The sequence below is a fragment of the Coleofasciculus sp. G2-EDA-02 genome, from assembly GCF_040226375.1.
GTDB lineage: Bacteria > Cyanobacteriota > Cyanobacteriia > Cyanobacteriales > Coleofasciculaceae > Coleofasciculus.
Map to the genome: position 1 here is coordinate 1 of NZ_JAVKEW010000211.1, position 12737 is coordinate 12737.

13 protein-coding genes are annotated in these 12737 nt (G+C 45.2%); 4 read left to right on the forward strand and 9 right to left on the reverse strand.

Going from position 1 to position 12737, the window contains the following annotated elements:
* Positions 1 to 181: 181 nt before the first annotated feature.
* Entirely contained in the window at positions 182 to 1651 is a 1470-nt protein-coding gene (locus RLO19_RS24850) for a glycoside hydrolase family 13 protein (protein ID WP_446360074.1), read from the reverse strand.
* A 386-nt stretch (positions 1652 to 2037) separates the two neighbouring features.
* Positions 2038 to 2766, reverse strand: a complete 729-nt coding sequence (locus RLO19_RS24855) for a phosphate/phosphite/phosphonate ABC transporter substrate-binding protein (RefSeq protein ID WP_446360075.1) — start codon at positions 2764 to 2766, stop codon at positions 2038 to 2040.
* Between the two features lie 223 nt (positions 2767 to 2989).
* Here RLO19_RS24855 and RLO19_RS24860 point away from each other — a divergent pair, with 223 nt between their 5' ends.
* Positions 2990 to 3403, forward strand: a complete 414-nt coding sequence (locus tag RLO19_RS24860; RefSeq protein WP_446360076.1) for a hypothetical protein — start codon at positions 2990 to 2992, stop codon at positions 3401 to 3403.
* Positions 3404 to 3453: 50 nt separating this feature from the next.
* Here the strand turns inward: RLO19_RS24860 and RLO19_RS24865 are convergent, their stop codons facing one another.
* The 5 genes from RLO19_RS24865 to RLO19_RS24885 all read right to left on the reverse strand — a co-directional run bounded on the left by RLO19_RS24865 (position 3454) and on the right by RLO19_RS24885 (position 8009).
* Positions 3454 to 5334: a hypothetical protein gene (locus RLO19_RS24865; RefSeq protein ID WP_446360077.1), complete on the reverse strand. Its 1881-nt coding sequence runs from the start codon at positions 5332 to 5334 to the stop codon at positions 3454 to 3456.
* 7 nt (positions 5335 to 5341) lie between these two features.
* Positions 5342 to 5896, reverse strand: a complete 555-nt coding sequence (locus tag RLO19_RS24870) for a GAF domain-containing protein (RefSeq protein WP_446360078.1) — start codon at positions 5894 to 5896, stop codon at positions 5342 to 5344.
* Between the two features lie 92 nt (positions 5897 to 5988).
* The gene (locus tag RLO19_RS24875) at positions 5989 to 6432 is read right to left on the reverse strand and encodes a hypothetical protein (protein WP_446360079.1); all 444 of its coding nucleotides are present in this window, start codon (positions 6430 to 6432) and stop codon (positions 5989 to 5991) included.
* Positions 6433 to 6504: 72 nt separating this feature from the next.
* Positions 6505 to 6651 carry a hypothetical protein gene (locus tag RLO19_RS24880; protein ID WP_446360080.1) on the reverse strand — a complete coding sequence of 49 codons (147 nt, stop codon included), beginning with the start codon at positions 6649 to 6651 and terminating at the stop codon, positions 6505 to 6507.
* Positions 6627 to 8009: a PAS domain-containing sensor histidine kinase gene (locus RLO19_RS24885; protein ID WP_446360081.1), complete on the reverse strand. Its 1383-nt coding sequence runs from the start codon at positions 8007 to 8009 to the stop codon at positions 6627 to 6629. The genes RLO19_RS24880 and RLO19_RS24885 overlap by 25 nt, the downstream gene beginning before the upstream one ends.
* A gap of 286 nt (positions 8010 to 8295) precedes the next feature.
* Between RLO19_RS24885 and RLO19_RS24890 the strand changes: the two genes are divergently transcribed.
* Together RLO19_RS24890 and RLO19_RS24895 are read left to right on the forward strand one after the other, a co-directional pair.
* On the forward strand, positions 8296 to 8973 hold the full coding sequence (locus tag RLO19_RS24890) for a response regulator transcription factor (RefSeq protein ID WP_446360082.1): 678 nt from the start codon (positions 8296 to 8298) through the stop codon (positions 8971 to 8973).
* Between the two features lie 206 nt (positions 8974 to 9179).
* Complete coding sequence (locus tag RLO19_RS24895) at positions 9180 to 9569, forward strand: hypothetical protein (RefSeq protein ID WP_446360083.1); 390 nt, start codon at positions 9180 to 9182, stop codon at positions 9567 to 9569.
* A 174-nt stretch (positions 9570 to 9743) separates the two neighbouring features.
* On the opposite strand, the gene RLO19_RS24900 is transcribed toward RLO19_RS24895, so the two are convergent.
* Positions 9744 to 9923, reverse strand: coding sequence for a hypothetical protein (locus tag RLO19_RS24900; protein WP_446360084.1), 180 nt, complete (start codon positions 9921 to 9923; stop codon positions 9744 to 9746).
* 61 nt (positions 9924 to 9984) lie between these two features.
* Between RLO19_RS24900 and RLO19_RS24905 the strand changes: the two genes are divergently transcribed.
* Positions 9985 to 11073, forward strand: a complete 1089-nt coding sequence (locus RLO19_RS24905) for an RNA-guided endonuclease InsQ/TnpB family protein (protein WP_446360085.1) — start codon at positions 9985 to 9987, stop codon at positions 11071 to 11073.
* Positions 11074 to 11439: 366 nt separating this feature from the next.
* Here the strand turns inward: RLO19_RS24905 and RLO19_RS24910 are convergent, their stop codons facing one another.
* The gene (locus tag RLO19_RS24910; RefSeq protein ID WP_446360086.1) at positions 11440 to 12525 is read right to left on the reverse strand and encodes a DUF3616 domain-containing protein; all 1086 of its coding nucleotides are present in this window, start codon (positions 12523 to 12525) and stop codon (positions 11440 to 11442) included.
* Between the last annotated feature and the right edge of the window lie 212 nt (positions 12526 to 12737).

The window sequence follows — 12737 nt, forward strand, 5'->3', positions numbered from 1 at the left end:
TATAAACGGACGTGGAGAGGGTGTAAGACCTCATTTGGAGGCAACCTTCAGCGAAGCGTCAACCCCAATCAGCGACCACCCCGGCTAAAGGTGGCGTGGTGAGGAATCCCCCGCGCTCTTTAGCCGGGGGAGGATGTCAACTCTTCTCCAATAGAGGGAGATGAGGGAGTCAACGGAGGTGTTAACCCAAAATACAACTTGTCCGAGGCGGTAATTCTATCGCCAAATTGTTTTGATGCCAGGTGAAGCTGGCGTCGCCGTACAGGATTTGACGACGTGGTGATAATTCTGGCGGCGCCTCAACCTGAACTTGGGAGGTTGTCATTCCTGCATTGACGGCAATAATTAACTCATCTGCCTCAAGTTGGCGGGCGAAGATATACGTCATTCCCTCGGCAAAGAGCACTTTATAGCTACCTGTACGCAGGGCGGGGTGATGATGACGCAGGGCAATAAGCTGACGGTGACAATCGAGAATCTCTTGATTCCATTGAGATTCTAAGGGAAAACCCCGTCGGGAGTCTGGATCTAATGCACCGGGTAAACCGACTTCATCTCCATAGTAGATGCTGGGGGCGCCGAGAAAGGTAAACAGTAATAGTGTCGCTAGCTTAACGCTTTCGATCGCTTCGGCGGATGTATTTTTCTTCCCGCCACTGGCAATGGATAGCAGTCGGGCTGTATCATGACTGGCTAGCAGGTTGAGTTGGGTGAGTTGAATTTCCCAGGGGTATAGCTGCAACAGATGCTCGATTTTAGCGGCATAACCCGGTGCATCTAGGGGAGGATAGGGTTCGTAAGAGGGTTGTTCTACGTATTCGTGAACCACGCGATCGCCTGCGGTAAAGGCGATGGTGGGTCCGGTGAATAGGTAGTTCATTACCCCGTCAAATTGAGTCCCATCTAGCCACTGACGAGAGTCTACCCACACTTCGCCGACAATATAGGCATCTGGGTTAATGGCTTTGACGCGATCGCGAAATTCTTGCCAAAATCCTGGCGCTTCAATCTCATAGGCGACATCTAGACGCCAACCATCGACGCCGAGTTTAATCCAATATTCGGCAACCTGCATAATATATTCCCGCACGTCGGGATTATCATGGTTGAATTCGGGTAACGCCCGATTGCCTTCCCAACCGACATAGTTAGCTGGTTTGCTGCCATCATAGGCTGATAGGGGCCAGCGTTCAATCTTGAACCAATCTAACCACGGCGAATAAGGACCATTTTCGAGAATGTCATGGAAGAAGAAGAAGCCGCGACTTGCATGGTTAAATACACCATCCAGGACGACTTTCATCTCCCGCTGATGACATTTCTCTAAGAGTGTCATGAATGTACCATTCCCCCCTAATACTGGGTCGATCTGATAATAATCGTGAGTGTGGTAACGGTGGTTACTGGCGGATTGAAAGATGGGGGTAAAGTAAATGGCATTAACGCCTAAATCTTGCAAATAATCGAGTTTTTCCATTACGCCCCACAGATCTCCGCCCTTATAGCCTTGTAAGGTGGGCAGGGCATCCCAGGGTTCTAGGGGAAGTGTTTTAGCCACTTGCGAACGGGGTGGATGCCCCTTGGCGAAGCGATCCGGGAATATTTGATAGAAGACGGCGTGCTTCACCCAATCTGGCGTCTGAATCTGCATTGATAATGATCTAGTTCTTCTCTACTAGAGTACAAGTAGGGTTCGCTAAATACGATTTATGTTATTGAAGTTAGTATTTTACCCGAAAACTGTCTTTAAGCCAAAGAAAAACGGCTCTCCTGTACATGGTGTGATAATTTTTACTTATGTGTGTGGCGATTGGCTTGATTTGAGGAAAACTTAGCTTTTAAGCTGGATTAGTTGGGTAACATTATCAACCCAACCTACAAGCATTACACCCTGGGACTTTAGCTTAATTCACAAGACTTTATTATCACTCTAAGTACGGGAGAGCCAATGTCATCTGTCCTAAGTCGTATATTTATCGAATTTGGCGATTCATCCCTGACCCTACTAAAAAGTTGGTTGGGGATGAATCGAATGGTTTAAGCTGTCATCATAATTTCCTTAGCTGTACTAATTTCCTCAGATGTAGTTTTACACCATCCTTCCACATTGAGTTCTTGCAACAAATCTTTTCCGGCTGGATTTGTATTCATCTCTAAAAGAACACGTTCTAATTCACTCTTATGAGCCATGGCATTGGGACTAATATGGATACTATGAAAGATGACCTTTTCTTCCGATTCAGCAAAGGCATTAACCATCGCCTTGGTATTGGCTGAGAGTTCCTGATATGTGTCTTTATAGACAATGCCGAAAGGGGCTTCGTTTTTGGACACGCTATTGACAACTCCTAACCAGGAGGATTTATCCAACAGTTGTGCAGGTGCAATTCCTTTTTCTTTGAGACTATGTAAAGCCACGTTACTCGGTAGCATACTTTTGACAGTGGCAAGAGTTTTCCCGTGCAGCGAATCTAAGGTGGGATTGGCGATATCCTGATGGGCAATATACACGACTTCATCATAGAGATTGATCGGACGAACTACAGCAGAAAAGCCTTGTTGTTCCCGCAGACGGATACTATCAGCAGGGTTAGCGTAGACGATATCGGCTTGTTCTAGATGTTGATGAAAATCCTGGAAATCCAGCGAAACATCTAAATGTACTTTGACATCAAGCTGATTATTTAAATACTGGACAAACCGAAACCATCGATCCGGTTTTTTTGCCGTATCATGGGGACAGATCATCAGGGTTAACTTGTTCATGGAGGGGTCTATTTTTTACCTGCATTGGCGGAAGAGGATTATTATTTTCCTCTGATTCCTTTTTTCCTGGAAATTTGACCCAATCAGGAACGTGAATTATTGCTTTTAGTCATAAAACGGCATCAGGGTTATAGAGTAAGATATATTAACCGATGAATTAAGCTGTCATGGCGTTAAATTGGGGAGAAGTAGCGGGGGTATCATGTCATCTTTTTAGGTTGGGTTGAGGAACGAAACCCAACGAGAGTTATCGGTGAGGAGGGCGGGTTTTGTTGAACAGTTGTTATCGGTGAGGAGGGCGGGTTTTGTTGAACAGTTGTTATCGGTGGGGAGGGCTGGTTTTGTTGAACAGTTATCGGTGGGGAGGGTGGGTTTTGTTGAACAGTTGTTATCGGTGAGGAGGGCGGGTTTTGTTGAACAGTTATTGGTGGGGAGAGCGGGTTTTGTTGAACAGTTATCGGTGGGGAGGGTGGGTTTTGTTGAACAGTTATCGGTGGGGAGGGTGGGTTTTGTTGAACAGTTATCGGTGGGGAGGGCGGGTTTTGTTGAACAGTTATCGGTGGGGAGGGTGGGTTTTGTTGAACAGTTATCGGTGGGGAGGGCGGGTTTTGTTGAACAGTTATCGGTGACTAGCTAACTTAGTGGCTAAACCCGCCCCTACAGTAGCCCCTAATTATTACTTATTACCTACTCCCATTCAGGTCCCGTCAATGTGCCTCGCAGACGCCAGTTTCCTTGGGGAGAAAACACGTCTAAAAAACCACTATTTAATTGTTGCTGAACATAAGGACTATCCAACACCGCCCAATCATCAAGAACGCGCTCTTTCCCATTAATCTGAGCTAAACCCGCCCCTTTATTAGGTTGATAGGTCATCTGTAAACGATCGCCGGCTAAACTGGTATAGGTAAGCTGACCCATTGTCTCCCAAGAGCGATCGCGAATCTCTGTTTGGTCAAGTGCTTGCTGTAAAGCCTCGATTGTGGGATAATCATCAATACTGGCTACATCGGTAATCCAAGCGGTATTCCTGCCGATTGCCGCTAAAACTTGGTAATCAGAATATTTCTCTGATACCTGACTTTGCCAGTATATCTTTTCACCCCAAGGACGGGCGCAAATGAAGGTATTTTCAATTCGCCAAATGTACCAATCCCTATAGCGCTGAGGTTTCCCATATCGACTCGGTAAAATTAGGTGAGAACGCCCCGGTACACCGGATTCTTTATCTTGTGGATTTAATCGTAACTGATAAATCACCGCACCCTTTTCTTGGACGTACTGATCTCCTGGAGAACGCCCTGTCGCCATGGCGGAATGATAGGTTCCACCTAGACTAACAACGGCATTATTTTGCCCCTTTGGATCACGGATGACTAATTTATAGGTAGCATATTGGGCATTAATGGTGCCTTTGACTTGATACGAACGACTGGGGTCAATTAATGTACCCAAACTATAATCTTGAGTCACATAAAATGTTTCCCAAAATCGGTTGTCTTGGTGATAACTATAATAACCCGGATGACTGGCTTTAAGCTGAAAGGGTAATTCTATCTCCTTATGGGCAATCGCTCTCAATTGGGGCGGCGGGCGATAATCACTCAACGCGGCAGGTAATGCTACCCTAGTAACACCACGATCCATACGCTCGACAGGTGTCAAACTATCCCCCCACCAAATCCAAGCCACCCCACTCAAACCACTATCATCCCACGTCCCCCGATCAAAACCGCGACTTTCCGCACCGCCTGCGGTTCCCCAACTGAAGCGCACCGCCATATTGACGGCGTACCAATCTAATGCGGCTTTTGCCAACTGGCGCAATTCGGGAGTATCGGCAAAATCATAGAGATTCAGCAAACCTGCGATCGCATAACCATAATAGGTCGAAGAATGAAACTCTCCCTGTCCAATTGTCAGGAACTTATTCAATTCTGCCCTAAGCCAAGCCTCATTTGTCGCCGCCGTCGCTGGGAGAGGCGTAGGGAAACCACTCCCATCCATCAGCGCTAAACCGGAAATGCGCTGCATGAACATGTGATTTTCTGTACCCTGTTCCAGCCACTCCCGCACACGCGGCGAATCCACCATACTACGGTAAGAGGCTTGTACCGCTTTGGGCATGGTATCTCGGAATAAGAAGAAGATGCGAATATCGTAGGGGCTGCGAAAGTGATAAAGATCCGGTTTTCCTTCATCTAAACCTAAGAGTATATCCCAGGTTTGCTGGCGATCGTATTGTTCCCCTAAGCTGAGGCGGGCAAGAATGACTGGAAGTAGGTATTTATGGGGGTCACTAATTGTGCGAGTACGCCACCAGGTATCCAATCCCGGCAAATCCTCCGCCGCCACCTTTTCTCGAATTGCCAAACTCCGCGCCCGAAATGCGGTTTCTGCTTCCCCTTCATCTAAAATACGCTCTTTGAGCAGGGTTTGGGACTGTCCAGCTCCTCCCCATTGCCATTCAGACAACAGGGTTCGACTCAGGGGAAAATCTGCCGCCCAATCCGCCGTACCAATAACGGTAAGAGTTGTCAGCGTGAGAACTAGGACTTTGACTTTCATATGATATCTAGCTATCTCGAATTGCTGGAACCGTCGCTAGGGTTTGGGCTGCTTTTTTCATGGCTTCAATGTCAGACGGTAACCAGGAACGGGTATCTTGACAATGATGAGCCGCAAGTAATCCCCATAACCGTCGCGGTGTCAGAATCGGCACAACTAAATTGGCATGTACTTTGAGGCTCCGCAAAAAGTCGCGGTGACAGGGATCGATGGGTTCGGTTTCAATATCTGCGATCGCTCTTACCCGTCCTGCATAATACAACTGGGCATACTCGTCATTAAAGCAGTCATCGCCCCCTGTCGAGCCGAAGATGGAGTATTTGGGAGAACTCAATGACTCGAAGGTGACCTGACCTTTCCACTCGTAATAGAAATAATATAAGACCACGCGATCGACTGCCAAGATGTCTCGCAGATAGTCAGTCGTTCCTTGAATTAGCGTATCCCGTGCTAAATTATTAGCCAGACGGTCAGCAAAGGATCGTAAACCTGGATCACCAGTGGTCATCGATTGATCAGAATCAGAGTTGGTTTGGGGATTCCCTGGCACTGGCTGATTCATGTTAAGTCCCAATTATTGGTTACACTTGCTATTTTATCCCTATCTCCCCCATCTCCTCCATCTCCGGGAACCCCCTGCACGCCCGCTCAACATCACTGCGAATCAGAGCGCGATCGCAGATAATTGATTAGCAACGCTGCCATGGAAAATACACATAGACTTTTCCACACAAATAACCACCAAGGACGCCACCAGGCTCCTGTCTGCACTTCGATGATATCCGATAGTCCAAAGAAAAAGAAGGTGAGGAAAGCCATGAGTGCTTGATATCGCTCTGTTCCCGAACGGCGAATGATTCGGACTCCAAATCCGAGTGCGATCGCTATCCAAATCCCCGCCTCGATATAGTTCCCCTGAGTATAAATAGCTTCTAGCAGCTTAACTTGATCGGCTGCCTGTTGGGGACTTGTCGGTTCCGAAAATGTCAATCCTGTCCAAATTCCTAAACTTACCAATAGCGAGAATAAGAGGATCAGCCTGATCTTAGCGGCGTTGGTAATAGCAAAATGGTTTTGTTTAGTCGGCTTTTTGCTCATTACTCTCACACTCAATTTATACCCGATTGTCTATTTATTGACTTATGCATAAGGGCGGGTTTTGTTGAACCGTTATCGGGGACTAGCTAACTTAGTGTCTAAACCCGCCCCTACATTGTCTAAACCCGCCCCTACATTGTCTAAATCCGTCCCTACATTGTCTAAATCCGTCCCTACAGTGGCTAAATCCGTCCCTACACTTGACTTATGACTTCGCAAGGAATTGTTACCGTAAACGTTGTGCCAACTCCCGGTTCACTGGTCACGCTAATATTGCCACCATGTACGCTAACACAAGTTTGGGCAACCGTTAACCCTAATCCTGAACCCGGAATACTATCAATATTTGTTCCCCGGTGGAAGGCTTTAAATATATGGGGAATATCATCAACCGGAATACCAATTCCTCGATCGCAAACTTGAAAAATTACCTCAGTTGCTGTGCAATTTATCCGAAAATCAATAGTGCCACCTTGCGGGGAATATTTAATGGCATTCGTTAGTAAATTGCTCAAAATAGAACGCAGCATATTTTTATCTAAATAGGCGCTGTCACAGTAGGCATTTCTAACAAAATTTAGAACATATTGATTATCAGGGTTAAGCGGTATATCAGCCAAAATATCTTGACAAAACTTTTCCAGCTCAACCTGCGTCGGCTGGAAATCCAATTGTCCCGTTTCAGCACGATTAATTGTGAGAATGTTATCTAACATTTGCCGTAGGCGTTGAGTAGCACCTTCAATACGTTTCAGATTTCTGAGTTTTTTATCAGGAGAAAATTTATCAGGGCAAAGTTGTAGGAGTTGAACGGAGGCTAAAATTGTACTCAAGGGAGTGCGAAATTCATGAGACACTAACGAAAAAAAGCGTAGCTGCAGTTGACTCAGTTCTTGCTGACGTTCGAGTTGGCGACGCATTTCTTCGGCTTGTTTGCGCTCAGTGATATCAATGCCAATCCCAATCAGATACTTAACTGAACGGTTGTCATCTAGCAGGACTGTATTGTACCAAGAAATTAGGCGACGATTGCCATCTCGTGCGAGCCAGTAATTTTCATGCTGGTTGGGAAAGTGACAGGCTTGGAGTTCTTTAATAATAGTTTTTATTGATTCAATGTCTTCTGGAATTAAAAACAAATCCCAAATATACTTTCCCTTGACTTCCTCAAAGGAATAGCCAGTTAGTCGTTCACAGGTTTGATTAAATCGGATAATTCGTCCCTGTTGATCGAGAACTGTAATTAAGGCGTTAGCGGTATCGAGAATTACTGAAACAAAATTCTGATCTTGCAACTCAGCTTGTTGGCGATCGCGAATCTCTGGAGGCGAGGATGTGCTGCTTTCTTCGCCTTGTTCGAGTTGGGTAAGTCGTACCCAGATGCGATAGTACAGACCAATGAGTAGCAGTATACTGAAACTGTTAGTGATTGTGACCCATAATAGGGGATGCGTCAAATCAGACAGGGGAGCGAATCCCATTAGCCGCCACAGATAAACAGCGATGGGGCTACTCAGGATCAGCAATGCTAAACCCAAACCAGTAAGCAGATTTTTGGGTTGGATAGAGTGTGTCATAAGTCACAAGTCAAGTAATAACTTAAGTGTAGGGGCGGGTTTAGCCGTTTAATTTTAGTTTCTACGAATACCCTCTCAACAAAACCCACCCTTGGTTATAACTGGGAGGTATAGGTAGCAAATGTTACCTTGTATCGGGTATTTCAGTAGATGATTGAATTACTGAATCGGTTTCTCAAGAATGAGTAGAGTCAAGGTTAAGGTTGGTAAAGTGGAAATCGGAAGAGTATAGCGCATCTGCTATATCAGCTTTAGTCTCCTTTCTGGTTTATTCAAAAAATTGGCTATGAAAATCTTGTTCGTGGAAGACGATATACCGCTCGCGGAGGCACTCACAGAGGCGCTTATCGATCAGCATTATGATGTGGATGTTGTCAATGATGGGGAAGCAGGCTGGCGACAAGCGATCAGCCTCTATTATGACTTAATTTTGCTAGATGTCATGCTACCTAAGTTAGATGGTGTCAGTTTGTGCCGACGTCTGCGTGCTGGTGGCTATCACGGCTCGATTCTGATGCTCACAGCCCTTGACACCAGCACGGATAAGGTGAACAGTTTAGATGCAGGCGCTGATGACTATGTAGTCAAACCCGTTGATTTGCCAGAACTCTTAGCTCGCATTCGAGCGCTGTTGAGGCGGGGAGGATGTTCTGTACCGCCAGTGCTAGAGTGGGAGCGCTTACAGCTCGATCCCAGCCGTCATGAAGTAACCTATAATCAACAGCCTGTACATTTAACCCCAAAGGAATATTCCTGTCTAGAATTATTTTTGCGAAATAGTCAGCGTATCATCAACCGCGAGTTTATCATTGAACATTTATGGTCATCAGAGGCAAGCCCTTTTGAAGATACCGTTAAAGCCCACATTAAGAGCTTGCGTCACAAACTCAAAGCGGTGGGAGCGCCCGATGACTTGATTGAGACGGTTCACAGTGTGGGTTATCGATTGAAACCCTTTTCTTAATCTTTTGTTTAACTAAATCACTAAATTTCCTTTGTCATTCCCCAAATTTTTTACGTTTAACCTGTAAAGTCTGTAGTGGTCATCGAGTAATGACCGATAGGAGCATTCCCGTTTTTGACGGGATGTCCTCTAATTTCAGTGTTTCCGTCTGACGACAGATCCATTCTTATCTCAGCAGGTAAACCATCAAGTTGAGGAAATGAACAATGTCTAAATCACTGTCTAAAGCGGTTGTAGACTTGGGACTACGATTAGTGAATGAAGAAATTGACAATGCACTGGCAGTTTATGGTGATGAATTCTATAATGAACTGTTTGCCCAGCCTGATGTCCGTCAACGACTCGTTGACTACGTGATGGCAGCAATTCCCGAAGCTTATACCCAGGCAAAGAAAACGACGAACGGTTCTGTATCCACGAAAATTCCTTACCATTCCTTAGAACTGCGTTTGCGGGTTGAAACCTATGCTCATTGGGGAATAGAGTACCTTCTACACACTCAATCAGACTGGCAACCTCCCTCGTCCCTAACCAATGCTCAATTCTATACCTTGCCTTGGAACCATACCTATCTTTTTGCGCCAGCCTTTTCATAAGGAAAGCTGTTCTTGAGAGAACTTGCAGATAAGCTGTTGGACATTTTGGGCAAAGTAAATAGGGGATTGAAGGTGTTTTAGCCGATTAAGTATCTGATTCAGTTTCAGCGAGGACAAAAAGGTAGAAAGCAGAAGGCAGAGGGCTAGAAGCTGTAATCAAATCTCTACCCAAAGCTACCCATTGCTGACATTTTTTGGTAGCTTGCTTCGGTTTCGTGCCATGCGTTCTATCGCATCGCTTAGACTGTTAGCGCCGATTCGCTTCCGCTCCTGCTCTAGCCATTCAATCGCCGTTTCCGTCAAGGTCATTGTAAATCGGCGCTTTGGTTCATCATAAATTTTTTTCCTGGGCATCCTGTTTCCTTCTATTATTCATGTATAATACGAGTATAACAGGGATTAAACAAGTCGAATCATGCTATTAGGCTTTAAAACCGAGTTGAGGATGAACAACAAGCAGCGAACGGCATTAGCCAAACACGCTGGTGTTGCCCGTCATGCTTGGAATTGGGGTCTAGGTTTAACCAAGCAGATACTCGACCACAATCAGGACAACCCAGAGGATAAAATCAAGTTTCCGACAGCGATTGACCTGCACAAGTGGCTGGTAGCACTGATCAAACCGAAATGCCCTTGGTACTATGAGGTGAGTAAATGCGCCCCTCAATATGCACTTAGACAATTGGCTCAATCCTGGAAACGGGCATTCAAAAAGACAAGTAAGCCACCTCGGTTTAAACGCAAAGGCAAACATGACAGCTTTACTTTAGACGGGTCAATTCAGCTTGACCATTTCAAGATTAGAGTTCCGGTCATTGGTACTTTAAGAACCTATGAGCGGCTACCCGTTCGGTTTCAGCCCAAGTCTGTCACCATATCCAGGACGGCTGACCGATGGTTCATCAGTTTTAAGATGGACTTTGAGCCAATTAACCGTCCCAAACCTCACCCAGTAGTGGGTGTTGATCTTGGTATAAAAGCGTTGGCTGTTTTGTCTACCGGGATTGTAGTAGAAGGTGTTAAAAGCTACCGAAAGTATGAGAAAAAACTCTCACGGTTGCAGTGGCTAAATCGTCATAAACAGATTGGTTCCTCTAACTGGAAAAAAGCCCAAGTCAAAATAGCTCGTTTGCACAGAAGGATAGCCAACATCAGAAAAGACACGTTACACAAGCTCACATCCTATTTAGCCAAAAACCACAGCCGAATAGGGATAGAGAACTTAAATGTGTCTGGGATGATGGCTAACCATAAACTAGCAAAAGCTATCCAGGATATGGGTTTTCATGAGTTCAAACGCCAGCTAGAGTACAAGTGCCAATTGTACGGATCAACCTTGGTTGTAGTAGACCGATGGTATCCCTCAACCAAAACCTGTTCTCGCTGTCATACCGTCAAAGACGAAATGCCTTTATCTGAGCGGGTTTTCCGGTGCGATAATTGCGGACTGGAAATTGACCGCGATTTTAACGCCTCCATTAATTTGGAGATAGCCGCCAGTTAGGTGGGGAAGTGCCTGTGGACTGGTTGAGTGCCGACACCGCCAGAGTGAAGCAGGAAGTAAGTTCCAAGGATGTCCATTTATGGGTAGCTTTGGGTAGATCTTATCTAACGGTAGAAGGCTCTATGCTTTTGGTATCTGCTTTTTTGTCTAGTGTTAACGGATGGGTATCGGAAACAGCGCTGCACTAGTCTTCTGAAGTCAAACTTGTGGATAAAGCTTTTTGGTAATCCTTTATCCTTCTTCTGAGTAAGAATTGTGACCAACTGATTTAGCAGTAGACACATCGATTAGGACTTTCCTTTCCTGTTGTTCCAGACGTTGCATGCAACGTCTGGAACAAATGATGTGTCCTATTATTTAGCACGATTAGCCGAAAATTTTTCCGCTAAAAGCGTCTGCGTAAATCACACTTGGTTCAATTTTGCGAATGGGGTTAGGGGAATCATAAACGATTAATAGCGCATCGGATTCTCCTAAACAGGGAAACAAGGCTAAACCTTCGGCGTGATCGCATCCTGGGGTAAAGGGTAAGTCAAACAGACTCTCTAGCTCTCCTGAGGCTTGCCCAGTGATACTATCGGCTGAACGGTCTAAAATAGACTTGAGGCGAAATACACTGATAGCGCCTTCTAAATCCATTGTCGGTCCAGCGAGAATCAATAAATCGTCTCCTTGCCAACAGAGTTCCCGCACGCCTAAACCATTAAGATCGATAAAGTGCTTGAGATAGCGTCTGCCGTTTTCACCGATATCCTGAAGGGTTAATATCCCCGGTGCAGTTTCAGCCACTTTGATTTCTATGATAACTGCCCAACCCCTGAGAACCGGACCCCGACAGCCCAAAAACACGCGATCGCCACGCACCGCCAATCCTTCAATATCTAAGCCATTATCCTTACTGGGTAAGGGATGGGTGACAAATGGACCCAAGTGCATATCGTCAATTAAGGCATCCATGAGAATATTACTCGCTTCTGTCTTTTGTAGACAGGCGGCGGTCAATTTTTCATCAGGATTATCCGGGAGAGAAGATACCTTTAATAATTCGCCATTCACCAGAGGAATACGAATCAGTAAATATCGATTCACATCGGTTTTAATTGTGGCAAGGCGTTGTATGTCTTTTTCTAAATTTTTTCCTTTAGGTTTGCCACGTTTAGTGCTGTGGGAACCTGTTATCCAAAGATAATTATCGTCATGATCGATTCCTTCAATATCGATTTCATCATCTTGATTAAATAGTTCAATGAAATCTCCTAGATAATAGGATTGGTGATTACCAAAAACACAAGGTTCGATCAGAGAAAGACGTTCTATATTTAACCCGTCATCGGAACCTAGCCACAAATTGCCATCCGGTGTGAACGTGGTGGCTGAGAGTTCGTTAATTAGGTCTTCATCGGCGGAATTAAAGCGTAAAAGGACGCGGCTGAGCAAAAAGGGATTGGACATAATTGGTGATTGGTGATTGGTGATTAGGTATTGGTGATTAAGGTGCGTATTTTTCCACAAAGTCAATGATTCTTATCAATGGATAATTAATAATTGATAATTGACAATTGATTAATTGGGTCTAAGACCTCTTCGTTTACGAAGAAATTAAAAAAGATTTTCCTTAATTTCAATCCTCTTCTTTTAAGGAGAGGTCATTATCCATTGTTCAT

Coding starts and splice junctions, on each gene's coding strand:
- RLO19_RS24850 (WP_446360074.1), bottom strand. CDS start 1,651: ATGCAGATTCAGACGCCAGATTGGGTGAAGCACGCCGTCTTCTATCAA.
- RLO19_RS24855 (WP_446360075.1), bottom strand. CDS start 2,766: ATGAACAAGTTAACCCTGATGATCTGTCCCCATGATACGGCAAAAAAA.
- RLO19_RS24865 (WP_446360077.1), bottom strand. CDS start 5,334: ATGAAAGTCAAAGTCCTAGTTCTCACGCTGACAACTCTTACCGTTATT.
- RLO19_RS24870 (WP_446360078.1), bottom strand. CDS start 5,896: ATGAATCAGCCAGTGCCAGGGAATCCCCAAACCAACTCTGATTCTGAT.
- RLO19_RS24875 (WP_446360079.1), bottom strand. CDS start 6,432: ATGAGCAAAAAGCCGACTAAACAAAACCATTTTGCTATTACCAACGCC.
- RLO19_RS24885 (WP_446360081.1), bottom strand. CDS start 8,009: ATGACACACTCTATCCAACCCAAAAATCTGCTTACTGGTTTGGGTTTA.
- RLO19_RS24890 (WP_446360082.1), top strand. CDS start 8,296: ATGAAAATCTTGTTCGTGGAAGACGATATACCGCTCGCGGAGGCACTC.
- RLO19_RS24895 (WP_446360083.1), top strand. CDS start 9,180: ATGTCTAAATCACTGTCTAAAGCGGTTGTAGACTTGGGACTACGATTA.
- RLO19_RS24900 (WP_446360084.1), bottom strand. CDS start 9,923: ATGCCCAGGAAAAAAATTTATGATGAACCAAAGCGCCGATTTACAATG.
- RLO19_RS24905 (WP_446360085.1), top strand. CDS start 9,985: ATGCTATTAGGCTTTAAAACCGAGTTGAGGATGAACAACAAGCAGCGA.
- RLO19_RS24910 (WP_446360086.1), bottom strand. CDS start 12,525: ATGTCCAATCCCTTTTTGCTCAGCCGCGTCCTTTTACGCTTTAATTCC.